General features: G+C 62.2%; 19 protein-coding genes. 7 read left to right on the top strand and 12 right to left on the bottom strand.

The window, feature by feature from the left end; all coding sequences use genetic code 11:
- The first annotated feature begins 90 nt into the window (after positions 1-90).
- The gene (locus DKW65_RS10305) at positions 91-1074 is read left to right on the top strand and encodes an NAD(P)H-dependent flavin oxidoreductase (protein ID WP_111657162.1); all 984 of its coding nucleotides are present in this window, start codon (positions 91-93) and stop codon (positions 1072-1074) included.
- 330 nt (positions 1075-1404) lie between these two features.
- Positions 1405-3114 carry a hypothetical protein gene (locus tag DKW65_RS10300; RefSeq protein WP_162925805.1) on the top strand — a complete coding sequence of 570 codons (1710 nt, stop codon included), beginning with the start codon at positions 1405-1407 and terminating at the stop codon, positions 3112-3114.
- Positions 3115-3215: 101 nt separating this feature from the next.
- On the opposite strand, the gene DKW65_RS10295 is transcribed toward DKW65_RS10300, so the two are convergent.
- The 11 genes from DKW65_RS10295 to DKW65_RS10250 form a co-directional block, all read right to left on the bottom strand.
- Complete coding sequence (locus DKW65_RS10295; RefSeq protein ID WP_162925804.1) at positions 3216-3884, bottom strand: hypothetical protein; 669 nt, start codon at positions 3882-3884, stop codon at positions 3216-3218.
- A 273-nt stretch (positions 3885-4157) separates the two neighbouring features.
- Positions 4158-5585: an aldehyde dehydrogenase family protein gene (locus tag DKW65_RS10290; protein WP_111657159.1), complete on the bottom strand. Its 1428-nt coding sequence runs from the start codon at positions 5583-5585 to the stop codon at positions 4158-4160.
- A gap of 23 nt (positions 5586-5608) precedes the next feature.
- A complete protein-coding gene (locus DKW65_RS10285; RefSeq protein ID WP_111657158.1) occupies positions 5609-7249 on the bottom strand; it encodes an acetolactate synthase large subunit in 1641 nt (546 codons plus the stop codon).
- Between the two features lie 124 nt (positions 7250-7373).
- Positions 7374-8360: a Csu type fimbrial protein gene (locus tag DKW65_RS10280; RefSeq protein WP_111657157.1), complete on the bottom strand. Its 987-nt coding sequence runs from the start codon at positions 8358-8360 to the stop codon at positions 7374-7376.
- Entirely contained in the window at positions 8357-9124 is a 768-nt protein-coding gene (locus tag DKW65_RS10275) for a fimbrial biogenesis chaperone (RefSeq protein ID WP_162925803.1), read from the bottom strand. The genes DKW65_RS10280 and DKW65_RS10275 overlap by 4 nt, the downstream gene beginning before the upstream one ends.
- 13 nt (positions 9125-9137) lie before the next feature.
- Positions 9138-11597: a fimbria/pilus outer membrane usher protein gene (locus DKW65_RS10270; protein WP_111657155.1), complete on the bottom strand. Its 2460-nt coding sequence runs from the start codon at positions 11595-11597 to the stop codon at positions 9138-9140.
- Between the two features lie 88 nt (positions 11598-11685).
- On the bottom strand, positions 11686-12240 hold the full coding sequence (locus DKW65_RS10265; protein ID WP_111657154.1) for a Csu type fimbrial protein: 555 nt from the start codon (positions 12238-12240) through the stop codon (positions 11686-11688).
- Between the two features lie 385 nt (positions 12241-12625).
- A complete protein-coding gene (locus DKW65_RS10260) occupies positions 12626-12826 on the bottom strand; it encodes a hypothetical protein (RefSeq protein WP_111657153.1) in 201 nt (66 codons plus the stop codon).
- Positions 12827-12962: 136 nt separating this feature from the next.
- Positions 12963-14063 (bottom strand): hypothetical protein, encoded by a 1101-nt coding sequence (locus tag DKW65_RS15900; protein ID WP_162925802.1) that lies wholly within the window; start codon positions 14061-14063, stop codon positions 12963-12965.
- 7 nt (positions 14064-14070) lie between these two features.
- The gene (locus tag DKW65_RS10255; protein ID WP_111657152.1) at positions 14071-15369 is read right to left on the bottom strand and encodes a ribonucleotide-diphosphate reductase subunit beta; all 1299 of its coding nucleotides are present in this window, start codon (positions 15367-15369) and stop codon (positions 14071-14073) included.
- A gap of 36 nt (positions 15370-15405) precedes the next feature.
- Positions 15406-18303: a ribonucleoside-diphosphate reductase subunit alpha gene (locus DKW65_RS10250; RefSeq protein ID WP_111657151.1), complete on the bottom strand. Its 2898-nt coding sequence runs from the start codon at positions 18301-18303 to the stop codon at positions 15406-15408.
- A 646-nt stretch (positions 18304-18949) separates the two neighbouring features.
- Here DKW65_RS10250 and DKW65_RS10245 point away from each other — a divergent pair.
- The 5 genes from DKW65_RS10245 (at position 18950) to DKW65_RS10225 (ending at position 25247) form a co-directional block, all read left to right on the top strand.
- The gene (locus tag DKW65_RS10245; RefSeq protein WP_111657150.1) at positions 18950-19672 is read left to right on the top strand and encodes a response regulator; all 723 of its coding nucleotides are present in this window, start codon (positions 18950-18952) and stop codon (positions 19670-19672) included.
- An 18-nt stretch (positions 19673-19690) separates the two neighbouring features.
- Positions 19691-21328 carry an ATP-binding protein gene (locus DKW65_RS10240; RefSeq protein WP_111657149.1) on the top strand — a complete coding sequence of 546 codons (1638 nt, stop codon included), beginning with the start codon at positions 19691-19693 and terminating at the stop codon, positions 21326-21328.
- On the top strand, positions 21325-22836 hold the full coding sequence (gene glpK, locus DKW65_RS10235; RefSeq protein ID WP_111657148.1) for a glycerol kinase GlpK: 1512 nt from the start codon (positions 21325-21327) through the stop codon (positions 22834-22836). Before DKW65_RS10240 ends, glpK begins: the two co-directional genes overlap by 4 nt.
- Before the next feature lie 162 nt (positions 22837-22998).
- Positions 22999-24108 (top strand): GGDEF domain-containing protein, encoded by a 1110-nt coding sequence (locus DKW65_RS10230; protein ID WP_111657147.1) that lies wholly within the window; start codon positions 22999-23001, stop codon positions 24106-24108.
- Positions 24105-25247: a GGDEF domain-containing protein gene (locus DKW65_RS10225; protein WP_111657146.1), complete on the top strand. Its 1143-nt coding sequence runs from the start codon at positions 24105-24107 to the stop codon at positions 25245-25247. The genes DKW65_RS10230 and DKW65_RS10225 overlap by 4 nt, the downstream gene beginning before the upstream one ends.
- 8 nt (positions 25248-25255) lie before the next feature.
- Here DKW65_RS10225 and DKW65_RS10220 read toward each other — a convergent pair whose 3' ends face one another.
- Positions 25256-26302 (bottom strand): ABC transporter ATP-binding protein, encoded by a 1047-nt coding sequence (locus DKW65_RS10220; protein WP_111657145.1) that lies wholly within the window; start codon positions 26300-26302, stop codon positions 25256-25258.
- Positions 26303-26318 lie beyond the last annotated feature (16 nt).

Here is a 26318-nt window from a genome sequence, read left to right as displayed (position 1 = left end):
ATCATGGATCCGTTATCGGGTATACATTCTTCACCGCCAGAGAGTGACCTGCTAAGGTTTGCGCGACCCTATGATTGAGGATATCGCGTTATGGCCCTGCCTGAAATGTTGTCCGGTCGGCTCAGCCTGCCGGTGCTGGCATCCCCCATGTTCATCGTTTCCGGACCCGAACTGGTCATCGAACAATGCAAGGCTGGCATCATCGGCTCCTTTCCGGCCTTGAATGCCCGGCCACAGTCGGCGCTGCGCGAATGGATTCGACGCATCAAATCGGAGCTGGCGGCCTATGCCGAGGCACATCCGGAACGACCGGTGGCGCCCTTTGCGGTCAACCAGATCTGCCATGTGAGCAACGACCGTCTGAAGGCCGACATGGAAGTGTGTGTCGAAGAGCAGGTGCCCATCATCATCACCAGCCTGCGGCCGCCAGCGGAGCTGGTGGAGGCGGCGCATTCCTACGGCGGCCTGGTGTTCCACGATGTCATCAACCAGCGCCATGCGCGCAAGGCCGCTGAGCAAGGTGTCGATGGCCTGATTCTGGTCAGTGCCGGTGCCGGCGGGCATGCGGGCTCGCTGAGTCCTTTTGCGCTGTTGCGCGAAGTGAAATCCTGGTTCGATGGCACGGTGATTCTGTCCGGCGCCATTTCTGATGGCGCTTCGGTGGCGGGTGCCATCGCCATGGGCGCCGACCTGGCTTACATGGGCACGCGCTTCATCGCCACGCAGGAAGCCAATTCCGACCAGCGCTACCGTGACATGCTGGTGCGGGGCTCGGCGGATGATGTGGTCTACAGTTCGTTGTTTACCGGTGTGCATGGCAATTATCTCAAGGCATCGGTGGCCGAAGCCGGTTACGATCCCGACAAGCTGCCGGAAGGCGATCCGTCGAAGATGGATTTCGGGTCGGGCGGCAATACCGAGAAAAAAGTCTGGAAAGACATTCTGGGTTCCGGCCAGGGTATCGGCGGTATTCGCGATGTGCCGCCGGTCAGCGAACTGGCCGCGCGCTTGCGCCGCGAGTTCAACGACGCCGCCGCGCGATTCTCTGGTATCGCTGAAAAATATCGCGACTGAACGTGAAGGCTGACCGTGAATATCACGTCGCGCTGATGTGAATTCACGGTCTTTTTCCTTACGCTTCGCTACTTCCTCGTTACGCCGCAACAACACAGGAAAAAAAGCCGGCGTTGATCGTGAATATTCACCTGATCCTGACGTTCCGAGGCACAGCTTGCAATGATCCGCTATCAAGACGGTGGCGTGGTTCGAGCGGTGCGCGCGCCTGTGCGCCAAAGAAAAATGGAGGTTCGGGTCGTGAAAATTCCAGACATTTTCATCGTGTGCAGAAGCATATTCAAACGAGGGTTCAGAGCGCATCCTGGCATCTGGGTGATGACGGTCCTGATGTCGCTCCTGACGGCGTGCGGGGGTAGCAGCAGTGCCCGGCCGAATGTGTTGCTGCTCGCTGAGCCGGTCTCCGCGCTCGAAGGCGGTGTCTTCACCACCGCCGACGAACAGGTGACCGTGGATATCCCTCCGGGGGCGCTGGAGAATGACGGCATTGTGCGCGTGGTGCGTGCCGGACGTCCGCCGGCGCAACCGGCCAACCTGATGGCGGTCAGCGCCGCCTACGACGTACAGCTGTTGAATACGACGGTGCTGGAGGGCGAGCGTATTGCCGTGGAAATTCGGGCTGCCGCAGCACCTGAGCATCCGCAGATTGCCGAGATGATGCGTTTCGGCGCTGACGGCTGGGCGCGGACCCGGGGCAGCTTCTTCCGCGCCAGTATGCAGCGCACCATCGCCTTGACCGATGGTCAGGGCCTGTATCAGGCGGTCCATCGTACGTTGCAGTCTGCGTCCGGAGACGGTGTGGCGCGCGGCGAGCAGATCTTTTTGTACGAAACCTATGAGAATGAAGATATCTGGGGCGGCGTGCTCGGATTGCATGAGCTGCTTAACGGTCTCGATCCGGCGACGGCCGTGGGTGTCGGTGTGCAGGTGGACCTGGCGCGTGTGCCGCAGCCAATCGTCGATGTGCTGGTTGGCGACGATCTGGCTGCGAAGGATGAGGCCCTGGCAGATCCCGCCGTAACACGTGCCCTGCTCAAGGCGGACGCGGTGGTTGGTGTGCGCGGCTTTTTCGACGATCCGGAGAACGAGGACATGCTGACGTCCGCCGGCATTACCTGTGCGCTGTGCCATGTGAACGTCGAGCCGACTGAATTCGAGCTTACCGGCGGGCCGACCCTGCTGCCTGTGGGCCCGCTGGCGCTGGACGGTTTGCCCAACTTTGCCATGAATACCGGCGCGATCATTTCGTTGACGCCGTTCGTTCAGGCGATGGAGGATGATGAAATGCGTGACGCACTGATCGCCGCCCTGCAGGGTTGGGGTCCCGGGCGGCACGATGTCCGGGCGTTCGGGGCGTTCAACCCGCTGGATGACGATGTGGATAATCCCACCACCTTTCCGCCGCTGTGGAATTTTCTTGATCTTCGCGATCAGGGGTATGCCTACAACTGGGACGGTGAGTTCATCAATGACATCGAAGGGGGGCTGCCCAACGGGCTGGCCAGTCAGGCTGAAGCGGTCTATCACCTGGTGATGGGCGGCAAGGGGGCCTTCGGTACCGAGACGGGATCGTTGCCGCCGCATTTGCGCACCGCACCGTCCGAAGAACTGCTGGCCGCCATCGCAGCGGCGGCCAATACCCCCAATCTCATTCCTGCTCAGGATCTGCTGGATGTGCAGGACTGGCAGCGCAGCTTCACCAGCCCGGCACCGGCGGGCTTCGACGAGGCGCTTGCGGAAGACGGCTTCCGGCTTTTCTATGGTCGCGCCAACTGCGGCGGTTGCCACGGCAGCGCTGAATTTACCGGCCCGGTCATTACCGCCAGCATTACCGATGAGACGCCCATGGGAGGGCTTGCCGGTGGCATCAAGACCCCGGGTTTGCGCGGTGTGCGGCTGACAGCGCCCTACTTCCATGATGGCAGTGCCGCCACCCTGGAAGAGGTCGTGGAAACCTATGCCAGAAATCTCGCGGGTGTTCCGGATGATCTGTCCGAGGCCGAGATCATGGCGGTGGCGGAGTTCATGCGCTCCCTGTAAGACGGTACGGAAACCGGGGAACGTCCCGGCTGGCGGGCATGGCGCCGCCAGTCGGGACATCGTTTTTCCGGTGCCGGTATGAGGCGTGTCAATCATCGACGCTAGGCGCCCTCTGCTTCTCCGTCGAGGGCGGAGCGCTCGGCGCCGGAATAATGAGCCAGCACCTTGTCGCGATCCGCGGCGTTCAACGCATCCAGGACCACCTGTTGCCGGTCAGGAGACAGCCCCAGACACACGCGGGCGGCGATATCGTGATGACCGCCGGTGCAGGCCGCGAGGGCCAGTCTGGTCAGGTAGTTGTTGGAGAAACGGCGGGCAATGTTGACCACGCGCTCGGGGTCGGCCAGGTGCGGCGCAATATTCATCACACCTTCGGGATCATTCAGCGTGACCACAAAGGCGCGAATTTCGTTTTCCGTCAGCAGATCGGCAAAGCCGGCGGTGATCTCGAATTCGCCCTTGTCCATCAAGGCGCGGGCAATGGCGATCCACACGTCGTTGGGCATGTGATCCAGCAGATCGCGGATCTCCTTGGGCGCCAGATAGCGGGTGACTTCGGCATTGAAGGCCGGTGCCAGACGTTGCGTGACCGGCAGCATCAGCGGGCCGGGCGTATGCACGGCCAGGGTAGCGGTGCGGCGCGGGCCGAGCACATGGGTCACAAAGGGCACCTTGATGAACAGCGGCACGAAGCGTTGCAGGGACAGCAGGATACGGAACAGCGGGCCCACGGCCGGGCGGGGCCGGGGTGTCATAGCAGTACTGGTCATGAGTGTTCTCCCCATCGTCAGAGTGATGTAGCACGCCAAAATGGGGGAGCGCCGTTAACCGGCCACTGTTGTAATAGGATCAGGCCGGGCGTTTCCCCCAGGGTTCCTGATAGATGGGCTGCGCCGATGCTGGCGTCATGCCGTTATTGTTATGGTTAGAGCGATATGGTGTGGCCAGCGTGCAGAAAGTGCAAGGGGCAGGGCAAAGCGCAGTGCAAGACAGTGCAAGCGATGAGCCTCCCCGGGGCACGGGATGCCCCGGGGACGGCAGCGTTACGGTGTGCGGATGACCAGCAGACGCTCTTCGGTCATGTCGCGGATCGCCCAGCGAATGCCCTCGCGGCCCAGGCCGGAATCCTTGACCCCGCCGTAGGGCATGTTGTCGACCCGCCATGAGGGCACATCGCCGATCACGACCCCGCCGACCTCGAGACGATCCCAGGCCCGATGGGCCTTGTACAGGTCGCGGGTGAAGATGCCCGCCTGCAGGCCGAAGGCGCTGTTGTTGACCTCCTCCAGCACGGCGTCGAAATCATCGAAGCGTGACAGGACGGCGACCGGGCCGAAGGCTTCCTCCGCCACAATACTGCACTCTGCCGGGACGTTTTCCATCAGGGTCGGGGCCAGCATGGCGCCATCACGTTCACCGCCGCACAGCAGGGTGCCGCCGCGTTCCACGCCTTCCTTGATCCAGTCTTCCAGTCGCCGGGCTTCGCCCTCGGAGATGACCGGGCCGATAAAGGTATCCTCGTCGCGCGGGTCGCCCATGCGCAGGGCCCGGGTTTTTTCCACCAGTTTTTTCTTCAGCGTGTCGTAAATGGCGCTGTGAATGAAGATACGCTGCACGCCGATGCAGCTCTGCCCGGACTGGTAGAAAGCGCCGAAGACCAGACGCGCTACGGCATCGTCCACGTCGGCATCTTCATCCACCACACAGGCGGCGTTGCCACCCAGCTCCAGTACCACCGGCTTTTTGCCCGCGCGGGCTTTCAGGTCCCAGCCCACCTGTGGGGAGCCGGTGAAACTGAGCAGCTTCAGGCGGTCGTCCTCGGTGAACAGTTCGGCGCCATCGCGGTGGCATGGCAGCACCGAGAACGCCCCCTTGGGCAGATCGGTTTCGGCCAGCACTTCACCGATGATCAGCGCACCGATGGGGGTGCGGCTGGCGGGCTTGAGCACGAACGGGCAACCCGCCGCGATGGCGGGCGCCACTTTGTGGGCGGCCAGGTTCAGCGGAAAATTGAACGGCGAGATGAAAGAGCAGGGGCCAATGGGCACGCGCTTGGTAAAGCCGCGATAGCCCTTGGCGCGCGCCGAGATTTCCAGATTCAGGGTTTCGCCGTCGATGCGCACGGCCTCTTCCGCAGCGACCCGGAAGGTGTCGATCAGGCGTGATACTTCGCCGCGTGCATCGCGGATCGGTTTGCCGGCTTCGATGCACAGGGCCATGGCCAGTTCTTCGGCCCGTTCGCGGAAGCGCACCACGCAATGATCCAGTACCGCCTGGCGCTCGAAGGGGGCCATGGCGGCCATGGCCGGGGCAGCGGCGACACTGGCGGCAATCGCCTGATCAATCGCCTTGCGGTCCGCCATGGCCACATGGGTGGCCACTTCACCGGAATACTTGTCGGTGACCGGCAGATCCCGGTTGGCGTAGATGGCCTCGTTGGCCAGATAGTAGGGATAGGCATCCTTCAGCATGCATGCTCTCCTGATGACAGCGCTTACAGCGCCTGGCTGCGTTCGCGAATTTCGTTGTTGAGAATACGGTCGTTGTCGCGGTAGTCCACGGGCACATCGATGACATGCACGCCGCCTGCGGCAATGCTCTGTTCGATCAACGGCACGAGTTCATCGGTGCGGTTGACGCGGTGGCCGTGGGCACCGTAGGCACGGGCATAGGCGACAAAATCCGGATTGCCGAAGTCGAGGCCGTAATCATCGAATTTCATCTGTGCCTGTTTCCACTTGATCATGCCGTAACCGTCATCGCGCAGGATCAGTACGACCAGATCAAGCTTCAGACGCACAGCGGTTTCCAGCTCCTGGGAGTTCATCATGAAACCGCCGTCGCCGCAGATCGCCATGACCGGGCGATCCGGGTACACCAGGCGGGCTGCCATCGCCGACGGGAGCCCGGCGCCCATGGAGGCCAGGGCATTGTCGAGCAGCACGGTATTGGGCAGGTAGGCCGGATAATTGCGTGCAAACCAGATCTTGTACATGCCGTTGTCCAGGGCAATGATGCCGTTTTCCGGCATCACCCGGCGCACGTCGCGTACCAGACGCTGGGGTTTGATCGGGAAGCTGTCGCTGTCGGCGTCCTCGGCAATATGGGTAATCAGCGCATCGCGGATGCGCTGGAAGTCGGAAAAATCCCAATGTGACTGCACATCCAGGCTTTCCTTGAGTTGCCACAGGCTGTTGGCAATATCCCCGACGACTTCGATCTGCGGAAAATAGACCGGATCGACCTGGGCCGAATTGAAGTTGATATGCACGACTTTCGGTCCACCCGGGCGCATGAAGAAGGGCGGTTTTTCCACCACATCGTGACCCAGATTGATGATCAGGTCAGCGGCATGAATGGCGCGGTGGACGAAGTCGCCATCGGACAGCGCGGTATTGCCGATGAAGTGAGGGTCGGTCTCGTCGATCACGCCCTTGCCCATCTGGGTGGTGACCACCGGGATGCCGAGCTTGTCGATAAACTGGCGCAGCATCTTGCAGGTGAGTTTGCGGTTGGCGCCGGCACCCACCAGCAGCAGGGGGCGGCGGGCATGGCGGATGGCCTCGGCGGCGGCGTGCACGGCCTTGTCTTCGGCCGTCGGGCGGCGTGCCATGCTCGGGTGCAGCACGCTCATGTTGCTGTCTTCGCGGGCGATGTCCTCAGGCAGTTCCAGGTGGGTGGCGCCGGGGCGCTCTTCCTGGGCCAGGCGGAAGGCCTCGCGTATCCGCGAGGGGATGGAGTCACCGCTGACGATCTGCCGGGTGAACTTGGTGAGCGGCCGCATCATGTCGACCACATCAATGATCTGGAATTGCCCCTGCTTGCTGCTCTTGATCGGCTTTTGCCCGGTAATCATCACCATGGGCATGGCAGCCAGCTGGGCGTAGGCTGCGGCGGTGACCAGATTGGTGGCGCCCGGGCCCAGTGTGGCCAGGCAGACCCCGGCCTTGCCGGTCAGGCGGCCATAGGTGGCGGCCATGAAACCCGCGCCCTGCTCGTGGCGGGTGACGATCAGACGGATTTGGCTGTGGCGCAGGGATTCCAGCAGATCCAGGTTTTCCTCGCCGGGAATGGCAAACAGGTATTCGACACCTTCGGCTTCCAGTGCCTTGACGAACAGATCGGAGGCTTTCATCAATGGGGCTCCGGTGGGGTCCAGGGGCTAACGTCGGTCCCACACTATAGCCTCTGCCTCGCCTTGATGCAGTCCTTTGTCCAGGACGGCGTGGTCCCGCACGGCGTGCGTCAGGTTCGACCGATCAGAATTCCACCGTCACCGTAATGGTATCGCTGTAGCTGCCCGGCGCTGCTGCCGGGGCGGCGGGCACACGACCGTACACTGGCAATTCGATGATGTTGCCCGGTCCGATGCCCGTGCCGACGACCCGCTGCCCGGCACTGCTGCCCCAGCGCTGGCTCCGTGCCGGATCACGAAACAGCTCATAGATCAGGAAGTTGTTGCTGGTGCTGCGCATTCGCCGGTTGCCGGCGGCGGCGTGCAGGCCGTCGTTGAGCTGCACGGTAAAGGCGGTCTGGTTGCTGCAGCGCACGCGCACGGCAGAGGTGCTGTCCACGGCGTTGAGCAGCAGCCCCTGGGTGCCGAAATCCATATCGGTGGTCTCGACCCGGCACTGGTCCAGAATGTTCACCCGGGTTTGCAGGGTGTAGGTACTGGACGTTGAGAAGTTGCTGATATTGTCACAGCTCTGCCCGGTGCCGCCGGTGCGCACGCCGACACGGGAATTGATCAGCAGATTCTCGTGCAGCCCGGCGCGTGTGTTGGCGGGCAGGGGGGTGAGCAGACGGCCATACAGGGTCACGGTGCCGCTGGTGGAGAAGTTGAGCAAGGGCAGGGAGACATTGACGGACAGGCCGCGATTTTCGCTTTCGCCCGGTTGGCCAAGAATGATGCTGCGCGCGGAATCCCGGAACAGGTTGAAGTTCAGTGGCGGCCCCCCGGCGGGGTGGCTCAACTGACGGGGCGCGATGGGACCGTTCCCGGCGCTGGCGTAAACGCACATCGTGTTGGCGGTGCTGTCGAAGAGACCTCGTTCGCATTGCCAGTTCAGCTGTACAGTGGCGTCCTGGATGGTCTGCGTAAACGGGTCCACATTGCCGAACGTCAGCACCGGGCTGTTGGTGATACTGCAGTTCACGGCAGACCAGGACGGCGCAGCGAGGCACAGCAACAGCGCCAGCAGGCCCAGCCGGCGGACCGTCGCTGCGGGGTAGCCTGCGCGGCTCATGGCGCCTGCTCCAGCGTCAGTGTCGTGGCCGTGCCGTTGACGCTGACGCGCAACTGCGTGGCGTCAGTGCCGTCATCCGGTAGCGGCCAGTAGAAGACGGAGTCGGGCAGCACATAGCCCAGCAGGCCAGCCCGCCACGGGGTGATCTGCCCTTGCGGGTCGGCCAGGGAGGCATCGGTGAGCCGGGCATGGCGATTGCCCCGGTTGTCCAGGCGCAGGTGGGGCTGGCCGTTCCGGGTGGTCAGGCTGGCCTGCAACCGGGGCGCCGCATCGGCAGGCCCCTGGGTAAAAACGGGCACGGACACGCGCAGCAGCACATTGACGGCGGCGTCGCCCTGTTCCAGCAGGTCATGGGGGATTTCGCTGATGATCAGCCGGTAGCTGCCCTCGCGATCACTGGAGACGCCTTGATCTGCGCGGACGATGCGGGCGAGCTGTGAGGCACCGGGTGCAATAAGCGCCAGCGGCGGGGTGACGATCAGTGATTCCTGAGGTGTCAGCCGCGTTTCGCCGTCCTCTTGCGACCAGGCGAAAAGCTGCAGTTGATAGTAGCCTTCGCGGGCGGCGGTATTGCGCAAGGTGAGCGTGCGGTTTTGCTGTGCTGGTTCCAGCGTGATCAGTACCGGGCTCACCGACAGGCTGCCTGCGTGAGAGAGGGCGGAAAACAGCGCCAGCGACAGCGTCATGGTCCACAGCAATACCAGCATCAGGATGCGCGCCAGGCGCTGGCTGGTGCTGCCGGATCTGAAGTGTTTCATCAACATGCGGGTCACTCCCTCAATCATTAACGCTGCACGTGATCGGCCCGATGCGAGGCAGGGCGTTGCGCTGCTCCGGTACGGCGAACAACGCCTGGCAGCCATCGCTGTCCCCGGAGAGGACGGTCAGCACGGCGGTGGATGATGCGGCGTCCGGCAACAGATGCGGGACAAAGACTTCACCGTCATGACCCACTACGCTGCGTGAACCGTCCGGCAGCAGCACGGCGGTGCCCAGGGGCAACGCGTGGCCGGTGGCATCGTGCAGCACAACGATGGCGCTGTGTTGCCGCATGATGTCAAAGCGTACCACGAGGCCGACCTGATCCGCTGGCGTGACCTCGGTCTGCGGGCGCTCGATGTGGACGTTGACGGGCAGATCATCAATGTCGATGGCGAGCTTGTTGGGCACGAACGAGACCAGATTGGGCACCAGCAGTTTGCCATGCCGGTTGGTGTGGCCGATCAGCAGATTGGATTGCCGAACGGGCACACCCGCGAAGCCGGAGGTGTCGACGATGGCAAAGCTGTCGGTGACGCGATTGGCGGCAAACAGAGCGCCGCCGCCATACACCAGGGCGCCATCGGCGCTGGCAAACAGGTCGGTGCCCTGGTGGCCACGGGAGGCGCCGCCCTGGATCTGCGCGTAAGGCGTGCGCCAGGTGGCGTCAGCGCGGGTGACATCGCTGTGGTCATGGCTATAGCCCAGATTCCAGCCCACATCCCAGAAGGCCTGTACCGGGCGGCGCAGGTTGAGCTGCGAGCGCGTGCCGTTGTCGCTGTGGGAGGTCGATGCGCTGGCGCTCAGATTACGCTGGCCCGGACGGTCCAGCGACATGCTGACCGAGGCAAACAGGGTGCGGTCGTCGCTGTCGCGCAGGTTCTGGTTGACGCTCAGGCTCAGGGAGACGCGCTGCAACAGGTTGCGGGTATGGCCCAGCACCAGAAATTCATTGTCGTCGGCATCGAACTGGCGCGTGTGCAGGTAGCTGGCATTGACGCTGCCCTGGCGCCCGGCGCGCAGGCTGGCGTTCACTTGCGTGGCGCTGCGCAGCAGATCGCGATCACTGAAATAATTGGCGCTGTCGCGGAAGCCCCGTTCGCGATGGGTGTGCTGGGCGCTCAAGGCGTAGCGGCGCTGGCGGAATTCATGGCTGGCGGTAATCTGCCCGCCGCTCTGGCGCTGGCTTTCACTGTGGCTCAGGGAAACGCCGGATACACCCAGCAGCCCCAGGCGGGTCACCAGGCCAGCGCCGGCCACGCGCAGGTCATCCATGACGGTGGCGCTGGATTCTGCGGTGATGGTATCGCTGAGGCCGTAACGCAGTACACCGGTGGCCAGCAGGGTGTCGCGGTAGTCCGACGAGGCGACACCGAAGCGCTGCCGTGGCAGACCGACACTGGCGGAGTAATCCAGCAGCCCTTCCCGCAGCAGCTGCGGGGACACATAGAACGGCACGGTTTCGACGCTCTGGCGGCCCAGGGCGTCGGTGGTGACCAGTTGCACTTCGCCAAGCCCGGTGAGCAGCGGGGCCGTTTCCACCGTAAAGGGGCCTGGCTGCAGCGCCTGCTCGCCGACCTTGAGGTTGTTGACGAAAATCTCCAGCGCGGTGGGCACGCTGGCGGAGCCGCTGAAACTGGGCAGCGGAAAGGTGATCAGGTCCGGGCGTGTGGCGAAGTTCCGGGCGATCTGCACGCCGCCCAGACGTGTGGCGCTGCTCCAGCCGAGTGAACCGGAAATGGTGTCACCCACCGTGTAGGTGAGCATGCTGGCCGGGTCGGAATAGCGCCAGAAGGTGTCCAGGCGCACGTACTGGCCGTTGTCGTCCGGCGCTGCATCGTTCCAGCGGGTGACGCCGCTGCTGTTGAAGGTGCCGAATTCGCTGAACAGGCGCAGCTCATGGCTGGCGGCCAGGGACTGGCTGCCGTCGTCAAGGTGGGTGGCAAACACGTCATAGTTCATCAGCGCGCCGCTGCCGCGCGATACCTCGCGGTAACCGGACAGATTGCCGCTGCGAATGAACTGGGCGGGCAGCCATTCCGGCGGCAGGTCCAGATACAGCCGCTGTTCGCCCGGCACATAACGGCTGCTGATCTGCAGGGCATTGAACGACGTCCAGTCGTTACCGCCCGTGGCCGTCAACGGCTCAGGCAAGGCCACCGAGAGGGCGCTCAATGAAGCAGGGCGTACACGCAGGTCACTGCCCGCGAGCATGACATGAAGCGTCTGGCCGGTGTTGACGCCATTGATGACGACCTCCGGCCAGGCGGGATACTGGTGTGAGGCGCCGCCGCGTGCGGCGGATTTGAGTGCCTCGATATCGTTGTGCGAAAGCTGTGCGACGGACAGGCTGGCAAGATCCAGCGCTGCCAGTTGCGGTAAGGCCTCCGTGCCGCCCTGTGCGGACGCGCCGGAAGGCAGCCCCGCGAACAGCAGCCACCCGGCAACAAGGCCGTATCGGAAGGGCGTTGACGGCATGGCACGCTTCTCCAGATGAGGGGGGCTGTAGAAGCCTCTGGCTGCTACGGCAGCCAGAGGCGGGCAGGGTGGTGCGGAACCGGCAGGATCAGAACTCGACCGTGGCGGTGATGGTGTCGGTGAAGGTGGCCGGGCCGTTGCTCAGGTCCACGGCGTCCAGATCCAGTGCCTGGGCCGGTACGCGACCGAACACGGAGAACACCTGGCGAGCGCCGGTGCCGACGGCATCGACTTCTTCGCCGCTGCCCAGTGCGCCCCAGCGGGTGTTGCGGGCGCCGTCCTGGAACAGCTCATAGCTGACGAACTCGCCGCTGTTGGCCATGGCGCGGCTGCTGGCAACCGGGCCGTCGTCGAAGTTGTTGCCGTCGTCCAGGCCGATGCTGTAGCTGGTGCCGCTGGAGCAGCGCACGGCAATGCCGTCACTGCCGTTGTTGGCATCGATGTTGGCGTCGAGCAGGCCGGGGTGGGTGCCGAAGTTCAGGTCGCTGGCGCCGAGATCGCCACCGGCGACGGTGCCGCTGATTTCACAGGCGGATTCCAGCGTGATACGTACTTCAAAGGTGTCGCTTACGGTGGCGGCCATGGCGGCAGTGCCAGTCAGACAGGCGCCCGCCAGTGCAGTCATCTTGATGATCTTTTTCATAGTCAGTCTCCAGTTGGCATCTGTTGCCGGATAACGAGGTCAGCGCGGCAGCAAAGTCGCTGGGCTGGCGCCTTGTGACAACGTGGCTATGAAACGACTGGGGCGAGGGCGCAGCAATAGCCGCGATATGAACAGAAATGGGCTTCTTGAGGTGAAGAGCGGTGATGGGGCTGTTCTGGTAATTTGCGGTTAATGGCCTGTTCATATCCTGTTCATTGCGCAGGCGGCTGGACAGTCCAGGGGGGGCAGGGGGGGCGAGTCAATGAGTGCCAGGCTACATTGAGTTGGCAAGAGGCAGGATTGAAAAGGGGGCCGTCCGCCGACACCGGGTGGCCCCGGCTATCTGCGGATGTGTCCTCCGGTTGGCGCTGTCAGGTTCTCGCTGTCAGTGCCAGGTGCCGGTGGCGTTGTCACAGCACTCGAGAAATTCCTCGGCGCTGAGCTCCACCATTTCCCCCTCGTCCAGTTGTGCCAGCACCTGTTCTTTCAGGTGGCTGACGACGCCGGACATGACTGTCAGTGTTTCTTCCACATGTTCCAGGGTAGTGAGCAGGTCTTCCGCATCCAGTTCCAGGTGATCGCTCATACATGTGCTCCTGTAGTGGTTCGGTGCCAAGAGGTAATGACGCCCTTCAGCCTCTACAACATACCATAACAAGAATGCAACGGGGAGTTATGGACGTACGGAATTTCTCGGCCGCAACCGTTTCTATGAGTGAGAACTAACTTACCTTCTTGAGTAAGAAACGGCTTTCAGGTACGAACTCCCAGTTCCCGACTGGCAGGAAGCGCCGTGTAGGGTTACTTAGATGAGGTGACAGACTGGCCTCTCCGCTTAATAGCTTTAGATCAAGGTCAGAGATTTCATCATTAGATATGCTAAGAGCTCCCTTTACCCATTCGGGCCAGTGTGGGGCATACACGGAGTAGATGGAGCCATTGTACTTTATGAATCCATCATGGCAGGAAGATGTGATCGATCCAATTATCCCTTTATATTTTTCTTTAATGTCGCGCCAAGGTTTCTGTTCTATGGACTCGGAAATAGCTTTAAGTTCCAGCTCCATCTGCTTGGGTGAACAGAAAGGGGATAACGCAACTCCAAAGAATAACACCCAGTTTTTGCATTGCTCTGGTGAAGAACTTATTGCCCACCATCTGCTGTCAAAAAGAGATTGGAGCTCTAAAAGAAGGCCGGCATTTCGGAGGTGTTTGTCTCGTTTGGATGCTGGTGTGAGGTCTAGTATTTTTTCTCGGAGAAACTCTTTCGAGTAGCTCTTCCCTATATGCCTGGGGGCAGCGTGAACTCCTGTTTTCGAGTTTTGCGACCCGACGAAGGGGATTAAAGAGCTTAAGTCGGCGGAATCTTGTGTGGGGCTGAACTCTTCGATCTTTTCCTTTATGGTGTTTTGAATTATATGGGCGTCGAAGAACTCCCTTTTCTGTATCGGAGATTCAAAGGTCCATATGAAGGTAAGCTCTCTCCCATCATCTACACATACAGAGCATAGGGGGATGCCCGATCTATCGAGCCTCATCGTTACTATGTGGAACGTTTGATTTCCTTGGCTCTTTGGTATTCGCACCGTGCAGCACGATGTGCTGCGCATATTCAGTAGTAGCGGTAATCCCGAAAAGCAGCCGGTCGAGAACCTAACATCTTTTAGGTTATAGATGCGTCTTGAAAGAATCTCAAGTTCTCTTGGGGGTACTAACATGCGCTGAGGCTTTTTATTGAGCAGTCGCTCAAGAACAACAGAGCCGTCCCCACCTTTATAAGGGTGTATTCTCTCGAAGAAAATTTCGGGACGGTCTATTGTCATTTTTGCATTACCAGCTCAGCGAACCGCCTGTCTGATATTCGATCACGCGCGTCTCGAAGAAGTTCTTCTCCTTGCGCAGGTCCATGATCTCGCTCATCCACGGGAAAGGGTTGTTGACACCCTTGAACTGCTCCGGCAGACCCAGCTGGGCCAGACGCCGGTTGGCGATGAATTGCAGGTACTCTTCCATCATGGCCGCGTTCATGCCGAGTACGCCGCGCGGCATGGTGTCGCGGGCATACTGGATTTCCAGCTCGGTGCCTTCCAGGATCATCTGCGTGGCCTTGTCGCGCATTTGCGCATCCCACAGATGCGGGTTCTCGATCTTGATCTGGTTGATCACATCGACGCCGAAGTTCACATGCATGGACTCGTCGCGCAGGATGTACTGGAACTGCTCGGCGACGCCGGTCATCTTGTTACGGCGGCCCATGGACAGGATCTGGGTGAAACCGCAGTAGAAGAAGATGCCTTCCAGTACACAGTAGAACGCGATCAGGTTTTCCAGCAGGGCCTTGTCGGTTTCCACGGTGCCGGTGGTGAACTCCGGATTGGACATTTCCCGTGTGTACTGGATACCCCATTGCGCCTTCTTCGCCACAGACGGCAGTTCGCGGTACATATTGAAGATCTCGCCTTCATCCATGCCCAGTGACTCGATGCAGTACTGGTAGGCGTGGGTGTGAATGGCTTCTTCAAACGACTGGCGCAGGATGTACTGGCGGCACTCCGGGTTGGTGATCAGGCGATAAACGGCCAGCACCAGGTTGTTGGCCACCAGCGAATCGGCGGTGGAGAAAAAGCCCAGGGAGCGCTTGATGATGCGACGCTCGTCGTCGGTCAGGCCTTCCGGGTTCTTCCACAGCGCCACGTCAGCCGACATGTTCACTTCCTGGGGCATCCAGTGGTTGGAGCAGCCATCCAGGTATTTCTGCCAGGCCCAGTCGTACTTGAAGGGCACCAGCTGGTTCAGGTCAGCGCGGCAATTGATCATGCGCTTGTCGTCCACCTGTACTCGGCCTGCTGTGCCTTCCAGTTCAGCCACGCCTTCGGCAACGTCCATCTTGTTGACGCTGGCGCGGGCGCGCTTTACGGCGTCGGAGAGGGCGGTGTTGTCCAGGTGTCCTGTTCCCGCTCCGGTGTCGGCGGCAGCTGCCAGATCATCAGCATCTGCTCGCGGCGCCGGTGCTGCAGCAGTGTCAGCCGCTGGCGCTGCCGGTGCCGCAGGTTTCTGCGGCGCTGTGGTTGCAGGCTGTGTCCGGGGGACTGGCTTCTCTTCCGCATGAAAATCATCCCAGCTCAGCATAAGGATACTCCTTGATTCGTCCTGTTGTGTGCCCGTTTACTGGCACGCCTCACAATCGGGGTCGTCGATAGAACAGGCCTGCGGTACGTCCGCGGCTTGCTCGAAACTCGCTGTATCACTCGTCGGTGCAGCCGACACGCTGTTCAGGCGGCCATCACTGATGGTCGACTTCTCGGACGTGGTGGCACCGATGGCGCGCAGGTAATAGGTGGTCTTCAGACCGCTCAGCCAGGCCATCTTGTAGGTGATGTCCAGCTTCTTGCCGTTCGCCTGAGCGATATACAGGTTCAGCGACTGCGCCTGGTCGATCCATTTCTGGCGACGGCTGGCCGCTTCCACCAGCCAGCGCGGTTCCACTTCGAACGCGGTCCGGTAGATCTCTTTCAGATCCTGCGGAATGCGGTCGATAGGCTGCACCGAACCGTCGTAGTACTTGAGATCGTTGACCATGACGTTGTCCCACAGGCCACGCGCCTTCAGGTCGTTGACCAGGAAGGGGTTGACCACGGTGAACTCGCCGGACAGGTTCGATTTCACATACAGGTTCTGATAGGTCGGTTCGATGGACTGCGACACCCCGGTGATGTTGGCAATGGTCGCCGTCGGCGCAATCGCCATCACGTTGGAGTTGCGCATGCCCTGGCGCGCCTGTTCGCGCAGACGATCCCAGTCGAGCGTCTGGCCACGGTCCATCATCAGGAACTTCTCGCTGCCCCGTGACTGGGCCAGCAGTTCGATGGAGTCGATCGGCAGGATGCCCTGACTCCACAGGGAACCGTCGAAGCTCTGATAGCTGCCACGCTCCTGGGCCAACTCGGCGGAGGCCTCGATGGCATAGTAGCTGATGGCTTCCATGGAGCGGTCAGCAAAGGTCACAGCTTCCGGCGACGCGTAAGCGATCTTCTGCATGTACAGCGCATCCTGGAAGCCCATGATGCCCAGGCCTACCGGGCGGTGCTTCAGGTTGGAGTTCTCCGCTTGCGGCACGCTGTAGTAGTTGATGTCGATGACGTTATCCAGCATGCGCACGGCGGTGCGCACGGTGGTCCGCAGCTTGTCCATGTCCAGGCCGCCGTCCGCACCGATATGGTGGGTCAGATTGACCGAGCCCAGGTTGCACACGGCGATCTCGTCCTGATTGGTGTTCAGGGTGATCTCGGTGCACAGGTTGGAGGAGTGCACCACACCGCTGTGCTGCTGTGGGCTGCGCAGGTTGCACGGGTCCTTGAAGGTGAACCACGGGTGGCCTGTCTCGAACAGCATGGACAGCATCTTGCGCCACAGATTGATCGCCGGAATGCGCTTGAACAGCTTCATGCGGCCATCGCGGGTCATGGCTTCGTATTCGAGGTACTGCTTCTCGAAGGCCTGGCCGTAGAGGTCATGCAGGTCCGGCACGTCGTTGGGCGAGAACAGGGTCCATTCGCCTTCTTCCATGACCCGCTTCATGAACAGGTCAGGAATCCAGTTGGCGGTGTTCATGTCATGGGTACGGCGGCGGTCATCGCCGGTGTTCTTGCGCAGCTCGACGAATTCCTCGATGTCCATGTGCCAGGTTTCCAGGTAGGCACAGACCGCGCCCTTGCGCTTGCCGCCCTGGTTGACCGCCACGGCGGTGTCGTTGACCACCTTCAGGAACGGCACCACACCCTGGCTCTTGCCGTTGGTGCCCTTGATGTAGGCGCCCAGTGCACGTACCGGGGTCCAGTCGTTGCCCAGGCCGCCGGCAAACTTGGACAGCATGGCGTTGTCGCGGATGGCGCTGTAGATGCCGTGCAGGTCATCCGGCACCGTGGTCAGGTAGCAGCTGGACAACTGCGGGCGCAGGGTGCCGGCATTGAACAGGGTCGGCGTCGAGCTCATGTAGTCGAAGCTGGACAGCAGGTTATAGAACTCGATGGCACGCGCTTCGCGGTCGTCCTCGCGCACAGCCAGACCCATGGCCACACGCATGAAGAAGCACTGCGGCAGCTCGAAGCGGGTGTCCTTGCTGTGGATGAAGTAGCGGTCGTACAGGGTTTGCAGGCCCAGATAGGTGAACTGCATGTCGCGCTCGCCTTTCAGGGCAGCGCCGATGCGCTCCAGATCGAAGCGGGCCAGCTCCGGGTCCAGCAATTCCAGTTCGATGCCTTTATGGACGTAGGCTTTCAGTGCGGTGCCGTACAGGGCTTCCATCTCGTGCTGGTCGGCACGCTCGGCCACGCCGAGGAACTGCAGTGCTTCGGCGCGCAGGCTGTCCATCAGCAGACGGGCGGTGACCTGGGAGTAGTTCGGCTCCTGTTCGATCAGGGTGCGGGCGGTCATCACCATGGAGGTGTTGACGTCGCGGATGGAGACGCCGTCATACAGGTTCTTGACCGTCTCGCCGATGATCTTGTTGGCATCCACATCGTCCAGGCCACTGCAGGCTTCGATGATCAGGCCTTCCAGACGTGCCATGTCCAGCGGCGCCTTGCTGCCGTCTTCCATGGTCACGGTGACGCTCGGGTGCGTGTGCTCGCTGCTGGCGGCAGATTGCTGCTTCGCTTTCTCGGCACGCTTGCGCGCCTGTTCATCGCGGTACAGCACATAGGAGCGGGCCACCTTGTGCTCGCCATTGCGCATCAGGGCCAGTTCCACCTGGTCCTGGATTTCCTCGATGTGGATGGTGCCGCCGGACACCAGACGGCGCCGGAAGGTGGTGCCGACCTGTTCGGTCAGGCGCGCCACGGTCTCGTGGATGCGTGACGAGGCGGCTGCCGTGCCGCCTTCCACGGCCAGGAAGGCCTTGGTGATGGCGACCGCGATCTTGTCGTCGGTGTAGGGCACCACCTTGCCGTTGCGCTTGATGACGCGCAGCTGGCCCGGGGCGGTGGCGTTCAGGGCGTCGTCACCCCCGTCGTTGCGGGGGGCCTGGGTGCCGGTCTGGCTGGTGTGTTGAGTATCCGTCTGCATGATGACCCGCTCTCCGTTATCGGTTGTGTGTTAACGCATGGACCCCGGCGCACTGGATGCGGGCCGGGGTCCATGGGTTGAAACACAAGATGTAGTGTTCATGTGCTGTCCTGTCCCTGCCCGCCGCTGGCGCTGCCGGGAGGAGCCGAAGGCGGCGTATCCCGGGGCTTTTCATGCGCTTTCTGTGCGCTGGCCCAGAGGGGGCGGGCATTATGTTGTGTCTGTTATTCACTTGGTCTGGCAGCGTGACAAAACCCAACATATGGGGTTTGTCCGTGTTGGTGGATACAAGGTATAGCGCTTTGCCATCCAATGCAAGAGTCTGCCTGTGGACAAGTCTGTGGGAAAAATGTGGGTTTGCGGTGGGTGTTTCATCCGTGTGGCACTGGCCCGGTTCACGGGCCGGAAAGGGCCCCTGGTCGCGCCCGCAGGCGAGGGTGGCTGAAACGGGGGAAACACAATATATTGTGCCGGTTACAGTTCGTATATCGACCGTAGCCCGGTGCTGCCGTAGTGTGTCGCCCGGTCGCGGTTGTAAGTCAGTGTTGCCGCAGAAGTAACGGATGCGTATAACTTGTGTAGGCGTCATCCAGGGTTGTGACGAACGCGACGATAACGGTAACGATAAAAACAGGAACAGCACGGAATGAGCTCAGTGCAGGACAATCCGCCGCGAATTTTGATAGTCGAAGATGACGAACGTCTGGCCACCCTGACCCGCGAGTACCTTGAGAGTAACGGGATGGAAGTCACGGTGGTGAACGACGGTGAAGAGGCCGTGCGTCGCATCCGGGCCGATCAACCGGATCTGGTGGTGCTGGATCTGATGCTGCCAGGTGCCGACGGGCTGACCGTCTGCCGCGAAGTGCGCCCCGCCTTCCGCAATCCCATCCTTATGCTTACCGCCCGCACCGATGACATGGATCAGGTGCTGGGTCTGGAAATGGGTGCCGATGATTATGTCGCCAAGCCGGTCAAGCCGCGCGTGCTGCTGGCCCGCATCCGGGCCCTGCTGCGCCGGGTAGAGACCGAGCATGAGCGTGACCAGCCGCAGATGCGCCTGGAGTTCGGTAACCTGGTGATCGACAACTCCGCCCGTGAGGTGGTGCTGGAAGGCAAGTCCGTAGACCTGACCAGTGCCGAATACGACCTGCTCTGGCTGCTGGCTTCCAATGCCGGCAACGTGCTGTCCCGCGAAACCATCTTTGAAAAGCTGCGTGGCATCCAGTACGACGGCCAGGACCGCTCTATCGATGTGCGCATTTCGCGCATCCGCCCCAAGGTCGGTGACGACCCGGACAACCCGCGCCGTATCAAGACGGTCCGCTCCAAGGGCTATCTGTTCGTGAAGGAGGTGGGGCCCGTCTGACGGCGCCCACCCGCCCCCTTGAACAGCATCTTTCTGCGTATCTATGCCGGCATGCTCCTGGCCGTTCTGCTGGTCGGGGCCTTTTCCTATGGGCTGGTGCAGCTGATCAACGGCTATCGCTCGGACGTTTACCGCGAGAGCATGGCGCATGGCACCTTTTATCTGATGGCCAAAGGGCTGCAGCGGCAGGGGTCGGCGGCAGAGCGTGAAGCGCGCCGCGAACTGCTGAGCCGCCTGCTGGGTGCCGAGATCCTGCTGCAACCGGAAGACGACGTCGTTCTGACCTATCGCGAACGCCTGGATCTGGAGCAGGGGTTTGTGGTGATGCGGCTGAACCAGGCCGAATCCTATGCCGACATCTTCTATCAGCTGCCAGGCGAGCCGGTGTACATCCAGACCCGTATGGACAAGGTGTCTGAACAGCAGGCGCGGGCCACGGCGCTGTTGCTGCTGGATGAACTGGCGCAGTACCCACTGAGTGAGTGGGACACCGAATTCGAGCGCATCAGCAAACGGTTCGGCTATCCGCTGGCGCGGGTGCCCATGGAAACGCTGCGCCTCGACGGCGAGCAGCGCCAGCGCCTGGCGCGCCGCGAGGTGGTGCTGGTGCTCGACGAGGGGGCGTCGCGGGCGCGCTCATCCGTCATGGTCTATGCCCCCATCGGCAATACCGGCGAGGTGCTGGTGCTGGGGCCGCTGGCGCTGTTCGACTGGATGCCGCTGGAAATGTCGGTGCTGGTCGGGGTGCTCGGGCTGTCCGCCATGGGGCTGGCCACCTACTTTCTGGTGCGCCCCCTGCAAAGCCGGTTGCGCAAGCTGGATGCCGCCGTACGACAGCTCGGCAGTGGCGATCTGGATGCCCGGGCGGACGTGTCCGGGCAGGATGCCATCGGCCAGCTCGGGCTGACCTTCAATGGCATGACGGAGCATATCCGGCGGCTGATCGAATCGCAGCGCGAGATGACCCGGGCGGTCTCCCATGAACTGCGCACCCCGGTGGCGCGGTTGCGCTTCGGCCTGGAGATGCTGGCGGATTGTGACGCTGCAGATGAACGTCGCAGCAAGCTTGACGAACTGGACGGGGATATCGAGCAGCTCGATGAACTGATCGATGAGATCCTCACCTTTGCCCGCCTGGAAGAGGGCACGCCGACCATCGACCTGAAGCCGGTGGACATGCACGATCTGTTCGATCAGATCCGCCGGCAGATCGACCCGATCAAGGGGGACCTGACCCTGCGTGATGTCACCGACTGGACGCAGTTCAGCGAGGCGGCCCGCCAGGCCGAGGGCGAAGAGCGCTACCTGCACCGCATCCTGCAGAATCTGGTCACCAATGCGCTGCGTTATGCGCGCCAGGAGATCACCCTGCGCTACAGCGTGCAGCAGGGCATGGCGGTCATGGAAGTCGGGGATGATGGCCCTGGCATTCCCGAGAACGAGCGCGAGCGGATCTTCAAGCCCTTCGCCCGCCTGGACAAGAGCCGCCACCGGGCGAGTGGGGGCTATGGATTGGGGCTGTCGATTGTCCAACGCATCGTCGAATGGCATGGTGGGCGCATTGAGGTAGGCCGCAGTGACCAGGGCGGCGCCCTGTTCCGGGTCTCCTGGCCCCGGGAACAACGCGCGGGACATGTTTTGGGAGAGCAACGATGAACGGATACCTGCTGGCTCTGGATCAGGGCACCACCAGTTCCCGGGCTATCGTGTTTGCTGCCGATGGCACGGTGCGTGGTCAGGCGCAGAAGGAATTTGCCCAGCATTACCCGGAAGACGGCTGGGTGGAGCACGATGCAGGCGAGATTTGGACCGATTGCCTGGCGCTATGCCGCAAGGCGATCCGCAATGCGCATATCGATGCGGGCGAACTGGCGGCCATCGGCATCACCAACCAGCGCGAGACCACCGTGCTCTGGGACCGTGCCACCGGCACCCCGCTGGCGCGGGCCATTGTCTGGCAAGACCGGCGTACCGCCGAGCGTTGCGAGCAACTGCGCCACGACGGCCATGAACCCCTGGTGCAGCAAAAGACAGGCCTGCTGCTGGACCCCTACTTTTCAGCCACCAAGCTGGCCTGGTTGCTGGACAACGTCGATGGCGCGCGGCAGAAGGCCGAGGCGGGTGATCTGGCGTTCGGCACCATCGACAGCTGGCTGCTTTGGAAGCTGACCGGCGGTCGGGTTCACGCCACCGACGCCACCAATGCCTCTCGCACCCTGTTGTTCAATATCCATACCCAGCGCTGGGATGAGGAACTGCTGCGGCTGTTCAACATCCCGGCGTCCCTGTTGCCGGAGGTGCGTGACAGTGCCGCCGATTTCGGTCGCACCGAACCTTCGTTGCTGGGCACGCCCGTGGCCGTTGCCGGTATCGCCGGGGATCAGCAGGCTGCTCTGGTGGGCCAGGCCTGCTTCGAGCCGGGCATGGTCAAGAGCACCTACGGCACCGGCTGCTTCATGGTGCTGAATACCGGTGAGCAGGCCGTGGCCTCCGAGAACCGCCTGCTGACAACCGTGGGTTACCGCCTGAATGGCCGCACCACCTATGCCCTGGAAGGGTCCATCTTTGTCGCCGGGGCCACCATCCAGTGGCTGCGTGATGGCCTGCGTCTGATCAGTCATGCCAGCGAAAGCGAGGCCCTGGCGCGCAGCGCCGGGGGCGGCAAAGGCGTGTATCTGGTGCCAGCGTTTACCGGCATGGGCGCCCCCTGGTGGGACCCGCATGCCCGCGGGGCGTTGCTGGGCCTGACCCGGGATACCGGCATTGCCGAAGTGGTCACGGCGGGCCTGGAGGCGGTGTGCTATCAGAGTCTGGACCTGCTGGAGGCGATGATAGCCGACGGGGCCGGCAAGCCGACGGCACTGCGCGTGGACGGCGGTATGGTGGCCAACAACTGGCTGGCACAGAATCTGGCCGATATCCTCGGGGTCCGTGTAGACCGCCCCGTCATCACCGAGACCACGGCCCTGGGCGCCGCCTATCTGGCGGGTTTGCAGGCTGGTGTCTTCCCCGATCTGGACGCCATTGCCAGCCACTGGCAGTGCGATCGCGATTTCTCCCCCTCCTTGCTGGAAGCCGATCGTCAGCGGCGGTATGCCGGTTGGCGTGAAGCGGTCTCCCGCGTGTGTAGCGCCCAGGCCCAGCCCGAGAAAACGCCCGTCTGAAAATATGTGACAGACATCACGACATCTAATACTATCGGGTGAAGTGATGGCACTTTGTCATCATTAAGTGTGGTGCCAACGGCGAGTCGATGAGTCGGGCAGGGGGCCTGATCGGTCTCGCTCGGTGCCCTGGGGGGGGCTGACTTTGCTCAGGCGGACGGCATGCAGGGATGGTTAATAACAGGTGAGGCGGATGCGCATCAGGGACGCATCCTTCAGCGGGTATTGTTTGCCACGCTGGCGGGGGGCTCGGCGCATACCATCGTGTGCTGGATTGCAGCGCAGCTGGATTTCTTTCGCGGCGGTGGCGACGCCTTCATGCAGTTGTTTGCCTGGATATGGTCCGGGCACCTGCTACTGATCGGTCTGACACTGCTCGGCTTCAATCGTCTGTTCCGCGACCCGTCGCTGACATTGCCACTGCTGTGGTGGTCTACGTCCGTCCTGCTGGTGTCGGCCTGGTACGTCGATCATATCCGCCTGTGTGTGATGTTGCTGTTCTTCGCCATATTGCAGATGGGCGTGTTTCGCTGCCGCAGCCGCGAGCTGGTTCTGTTGGGCGGTGTGTGCGTGCTCACCTATCTGGGCATCGTCGTGTCCCTGTGGCACTGGTACCCCGAAGCGGTGGATCTGACCGGCGAGCTGATCCAGTGGGCCACCTTTGCCCTGATGACGATGGCCATGATCATCCTGTCGGATGAAATTTCCGCCATTCGCATCAAGCTGCGCGAGCGCAACCACGAGTTGGGTCAGATCGTGGATCGCATCCAGAGCCTGGCCATTCGCGACGAACTGACCGGCCTGTATAACCGCCGTTATGCCATGGAGCGTCTTGCCAAGATTCGTGAGATGGCCGAACGCGGCGCCTTCGGCGTGGTGGTGGCCTATGCCGACCTGGACCATTTCAAGCAGATCAATGATCGCCACGGGCACAGCCTGGGCGACGAGGTGCTGCGGGAATTTGCCCGCCAGGCGCGCAGCCTGCTGAGTGGACGGGACTTCTGTGCCCGCTTTGGTGGCGAGGAGTTCCTGCTGGTGCTGGTGAAGACCGACCTGCAGCGCGCCCGTGAAGTGCTGGAGCAGCTGCGCCATACCCTGGCCCACACGCGTTTCGAGCAGGCGCCCGACCTGCATGCCACGGTGTCCATCGGGCTGGCCGTCTGCCATCCCGGCGAGCCGCTGGAAGACTGGCTGGCGCGGGCGGATGCTGCGCTGTACCACGCCAAGGGGCTCGGCCGGAACCGGGTGGTGGTCGGGGAGGGCGACGCATGATCCAGGACATGAACAAGGCACGTTCGCTGGCGCTGGATGACCAGCGGTTGGCGCGTCGCCACAGCCTCACCGCCATCGCCATCAGCCTGCTGCACACCATGATCTGCCTGTTCTATTTCCAGGGGGGCTACTTCGTCGTGTCGGGGGCCGTGCTGGCCTTGCTGTTTGCCGGTATCTGGGCCGGTAACCTGCTGCTGGCCAGCTGGGTGGTGAGTGGCCAGAGCGCCGACTACCGTGACCCCAGCGTGTCGCTGCCCTGGAACCTGTGGCTGACACTGGGCTTTCTGGCCAGCGCCTGGTGCATGAACGAGTTCCGTATCAGTGTGCTGATGCTGTTCTTTGCCGCCATGCTGCTGGCGTCGTTCCGGCAATCCTTGCCGGGCCTGCTGGCATTGAGCAGCGTCGGCATGTTCGGTTATCTGCTGGTGGTGATTCTGGCCTGGCAGGCGCGCAGCCTCAGCATGAACCTGACGCTGGAGCTGCTGCAGTGGCTGATTTTCTGTATGACGGCCACCAGCCTGGTGGTGACGGGTGTGGGCATCAATGCCTTGCGCACCAGCCTGACCGCCAAGAACCGCCAGCTCAGCGATGCGCTGACCCAGGTGCGTGACATGGCGATCCGCGACGAACTCACCGGCCTGTTCAATCGCCGCCACATCATGGAAGTCTTGAACCAGCAGCAGGCACTGGCCGATTCCGGTGACTACACCTTCTCCCTGTGCTTCGTCGACCTGGATCATTTCAAGCGCATCAACGACCGCTTCGGGCACGCGGCCGGTGATCAGGTGCTGCGTCGCTTTGCCGCCTTGTCCGAGCGCTGCCTGCGCGAGGCGGATTATACCGGGCGCCTGGGTGGCGAGGAATTTGTGCTGGTGCTCACCCAGAGCGATCTCGATAACGCCGTGCTGGTGGCGGAACGTCTGCGACGCGCGGTGGCGAATGAGGACTTCAGCGATCTGGATGATGCACTGAGTGCATCCATCTCCATCGGCATCGCCCAGTACCTGCCGGGCGAGTTGCTGGCTGCCACCCTGGCGCGGGCGGATCGTTGTCTGTATCAGGCAAAGCTGGCGGGGCGCGATCAGGTCGTGACTGAGAAACTGCTGGAGCATCCCGAACGTGTTCTGGCACCAGAATGAGGGCCGTGTCAGCCGGGAAAGAGCACCAGATGCTTGGCCGCAATGCGTACCGGCAGGGCCGCACCGACCGGCATGTCCTCGTGGCTGCCCGTCAGACAGGTCAGTTGCTCGCCATTTTCCAGGGCCAGCCGATACAGGATGTTGGGGCCGGTAAAGACGCGGTGAATCACCGACGTGCGCAGCGGTCCCTGATCATCCACCACCACATCTTCGGGGCGCAGCAACACGGTGACCGGTGAGCCGGGCGGGTAGCCGAGTGGGCGATGGCTGCGCAGCTCACCGGCCGCGGTGGCCACCCTGTCGTCCGGCAGCACGGTACCATCCAGAAACGCGCCGGAACCGGCAAATTCCGCCACGAAACGCGTAATGGGGGAATGGTAGATATTGTAAGGGCTGTCCCACTGGATCAGTTCGCCGTCGCGCATGATGCCCACATGGGTGGCGATGGCGAAGGCCTCTTCCTGATCATGGGTCACGATCACGCCGGTGATGCCTTCATGCAGCAGAATATCGCGCACTTCCTGATTGAGTTGGCGGCGCAGGTCCAGATCCAGACTGGCAAAGGGCTCGTCCAGCAGGATCAACGGAGGGCGAGGCGCCAGGGCGCGAGCCAGTGCGACGCGTTGTTGCTGGCCGCCGGACAGCTCGTGCGGGTAGCGCTGTTCCATGCCGCTCAGGCGTACCATCTCCAGGCACTCGGCCACGCGCTGGCGGCGCGCATCGCGGCGTTCCCGGCGCAGGGCAAAGGCGACGTTCTCGCCAATGCTCAGATGCGGGAACAGTGCATGATCCTGAAACACCATGCCCAGGCCGCGCTTTTCCGGCGGCAACTGCCAGCCGGGGCGTGAAGCCTCGCGGCCCTTGATATGGATGCGGCCGCTGGTGAGTGCTTCAAGCCCCGCGATGGCGCGCAGGGTGGTGGTCTTGCCGCAGCCGGAGGGGCCCAGCAGACAGGCAATCTGCCCTGCCTGCAGGGTAAAGCTGACACGGCGCACGACTTCGTTGTCGTCGTAATGGCAGCCGATCTTGTTCAGGCTCAGCAGCGGCTCAGACATGACCTTCCATCAGCGC

The sequence above is a fragment of the Isoalcanivorax indicus genome, from assembly GCF_003259185.1.
Lineage (GTDB): Bacteria > Pseudomonadota > Gammaproteobacteria > Pseudomonadales > Alcanivoracaceae > Isoalcanivorax > Isoalcanivorax indicus.
The sequence above is the reverse complement of the archived record's forward strand: the minus strand, read 5'-3'. Positions and strand labels throughout refer to the sequence as shown.

Bases quoted from the DNA above. Each gene is read 5' to 3' on its own strand.
- DKW65_RS10225 (WP_111657146.1), top strand. From the start codon at position 24,105: ATGATCCAGGACATGAACAAGGCACGTTCGCTGGCGCTGGATGACCAG.
- DKW65_RS15900 (WP_162925802.1), bottom strand. From the start codon at position 14,063: ATGACAATAGACCGTCCCGAAATTTTCTTCGAGAGAATACACCCTTAT.
- DKW65_RS10300 (WP_162925805.1), top strand. From the start codon at position 1,405: ATGTCGCTCCTGACGGCGTGCGGGGGTAGCAGCAGTGCCCGGCCGAAT.
- DKW65_RS10275 (WP_162925803.1), bottom strand. From the start codon at position 9,124: ATGTTGATGAAACACTTCAGATCCGGCAGCACCAGCCAGCGCCTGGCG.
- DKW65_RS10230 (WP_111657147.1), top strand. From the start codon at position 22,999: ATGCAGGGATGGTTAATAACAGGTGAGGCGGATGCGCATCAGGGACGC.
- DKW65_RS10305 (WP_111657162.1), top strand. From the start codon at position 91: ATGGCCCTGCCTGAAATGTTGTCCGGTCGGCTCAGCCTGCCGGTGCTG.
- DKW65_RS10270 (WP_111657155.1), bottom strand. From the start codon at position 11,597: ATGCCGTCAACGCCCTTCCGATACGGCCTTGTTGCCGGGTGGCTGCTG.
- DKW65_RS10265 (WP_111657154.1), bottom strand. From the start codon at position 12,240: ATGAAAAAGATCATCAAGATGACTGCACTGGCGGGCGCCTGTCTGACT.
- DKW65_RS10295 (WP_162925804.1), bottom strand. From the start codon at position 3,884: ATGACCAGTACTGCTATGACACCCCGGCCCCGCCCGGCCGTGGGCCCG.
- DKW65_RS10250 (WP_111657151.1), bottom strand. From the start codon at position 18,303: ATGCAGACGGATACTCAACACACCAGCCAGACCGGCACCCAGGCCCCC.
- DKW65_RS10245 (WP_111657150.1), top strand. From the start codon at position 18,950: ATGAGCTCAGTGCAGGACAATCCGCCGCGAATTTTGATAGTCGAAGAT.
- glpK (WP_111657148.1), top strand. From the start codon at position 21,325: ATGAACGGATACCTGCTGGCTCTGGATCAGGGCACCACCAGTTCCCGG.
- DKW65_RS10280 (WP_111657157.1), bottom strand. From the start codon at position 8,360: ATGAGCCGCGCAGGCTACCCCGCAGCGACGGTCCGCCGGCTGGGCCTG.
- DKW65_RS10260 (WP_111657153.1), bottom strand. From the start codon at position 12,826: ATGAGCGATCACCTGGAACTGGATGCGGAAGACCTGCTCACTACCCTG.
- DKW65_RS10255 (WP_111657152.1), bottom strand. From the start codon at position 15,369: ATGCTGAGCTGGGATGATTTTCATGCGGAAGAGAAGCCAGTCCCCCGG.
- DKW65_RS10285 (WP_111657158.1), bottom strand. From the start codon at position 7,249: ATGAAAGCCTCCGATCTGTTCGTCAAGGCACTGGAAGCCGAAGGTGTC.
- DKW65_RS10220 (WP_111657145.1), bottom strand. From the start codon at position 26,302: ATGTCTGAGCCGCTGCTGAGCCTGAACAAGATCGGCTGCCATTACGAC.
- DKW65_RS10290 (WP_111657159.1), bottom strand. From the start codon at position 5,585: ATGCTGAAGGATGCCTATCCCTACTATCTGGCCAACGAGGCCATCTAC.